The following is a 1761-nucleotide window of genomic DNA, read 5'->3' on the forward strand; positions in this document are numbered from 1 at the left end:
AAGAATTTAAAAACAGCTTTTTAAGCGGGTAGCGAACTTAAGAGGTTCTAAGATCTGGAGTTGGATCGGGAGTTCTCAAGTTGGTTGCAATCTGAGCTGTAGAAAAATAACGAACAAGGTTTTGAGTGCTGGTAGCAAGATGACTATTTGATGTATCTAACTGATAATAATAGTGAAATCTAAGAGGCTTCATAGTTTCATTGTTTTGAAAATGAAAAGATGGGCTAATCGTATCTGAAGTTCGATCTGAAACGAGATCTCGAAATTTTCCAGTTGACTAACACGGGCTCAGGTGAACTGCTGTGGCTTCCTCTGAATTCGAAATAGACTAGTTATATCAATTTGTTATAGCGTATTTTTGAAGATCTGCAGTCAGTTATGTTCGTGGTGTTAGATCAGCTGATGAAGCTTGATTAGTATTGTTTTTCAAGTCTGTAAGTCGTGTTTTTGGAAGGCTGGTATGAGTTGCTGGATCGTAAGATGGGTGATCACGATGAGTAAGAGCTTCTGAACCTGACCTTTGATGAAATCTTGCGCCGTATTTTGGAGCATAAGAAACGATAGGGCAGGGGCACGTCTGCTGTGCAGACCGGGCCTGTCCACGCGCTTACAGCGCTTACCAAGCCAGACACCTCCACACTTAAGGTCTCATAATTTCCCCCTGCCGTCTCTAACGAGCCAGCAAGGACAAAACTCAACCTAAAGCGCTCCACTGTCTGTCTCGGCCATGCGGGGACTGTCCCTCGTGCAAAGAAAGACGGCAAGCCGCTCAGCGGCTTCCTTTGTCTGCTGTTCTCTAAGTCTCCCTTCAGCATGGTCAAGGCAACCTGCAAGCAGGCATTCAAAGAATGACCTTGACCACACTGAACGGCTTTCCATGACGAGAAAAGTGAAACGAACCTTCCAGAGGGGGAGGGGAGTGATCACTTAACTCAAGGCTGTCAGGGAGCAAGTTTTATGGGAACCCAAACACATCTGGCCTTAATCCCAGAAGCCTCAAACGAGGCTGAAGAAAAGATCTACACGGCTCTGAGAGGTACGCCGGATACCGACAAAGCAGTGCATGCAGCAGTCACGCTCATTCTAGCCTATGCATCCTACAGATCCTATCAACCTGAAATGGGATTGGTTGAAACGGCAATGGAAGCTGCTCTGGAAGCGTTCTCGATTGATAAGGCCGATGTCATTGATGAAGAGGCATAAAAACAGATCCTATGATCGGCACGTTCACAAACGAGTTCAAGAAATTCTACGTTTCTTTGAACGTTAGAGCGAGCCTAAGGCACGCTTGGAAAAAATTACACGTATCATGAACATCCCCCATTGAAGGATTGTTCCAAATATCCCTTACATTTCAATGACGGGCCAAAAACGGCCCAAGCTGGGCCTAAAACGGCCCACCGATTTCTCAGGTTTATCAATAATATAGCTGATTTGCTTAGATCTCGGTAACTTTCTGGGCCATTTCTGGCCCAACTTTACGCTGCGGTATTTAATTTACAGCACCGCGCCGTGAGTGATTTTACACATGATTTGAAATTAATTTCTATTGATATCTCAAGGCTTAAATATGTTTCCGTACATTCTTGGATGCTGGTTTCGTCAAGTTGGCATGCAAGTTGCTGTTGTGTTGGTACGCTGTCGCAGACTGGGGTCTGGGGCCGTGGCCCATTCTCATCAAATGGGGTTCATTTATTTGTTTTGCTGCGTCTGTCCGCACACGGAGGGCGCTCACCAGGAGCATACTATGCCAACACCCGC

At 45.8% G+C, this 1761-nt stretch carries 2 protein-coding genes; both read left to right on the top strand.

The window, feature by feature from the left end; all coding sequences use genetic code 11:
- The first annotated feature begins 957 nt into the window (after nucleotides 1-957).
- On the top strand, nucleotides 958-1203 hold the full coding sequence (locus tag PPL9_RS01370) for a hypothetical protein (protein WP_057460966.1): 246 nt from the start codon (nucleotides 958-960) through the stop codon (nucleotides 1201-1203).
- A 309-nt stretch (nucleotides 1204-1512) separates the two neighbouring features.
- A partial coding sequence (locus PPL9_RS32915; protein ID WP_208989093.1) for a hypothetical protein occupies nucleotides 1513-1761 on the top strand: 249 nt, incomplete at its 3' end.

The organism is Pseudovibrio sp. POLY-S9, from assembly GCF_001431305.1.
GTDB lineage: Bacteria > Pseudomonadota > Alphaproteobacteria > Rhizobiales > Stappiaceae > Pseudovibrio.

Excerpts from the sequence above, each read along its gene's own strand:
- PPL9_RS01370 (WP_057460966.1), top strand. The coding sequence starts at position 958 with ATGGGAACCCAAACACATCTGGCCTTAATCCCAGAAGCCTCAAACGAG.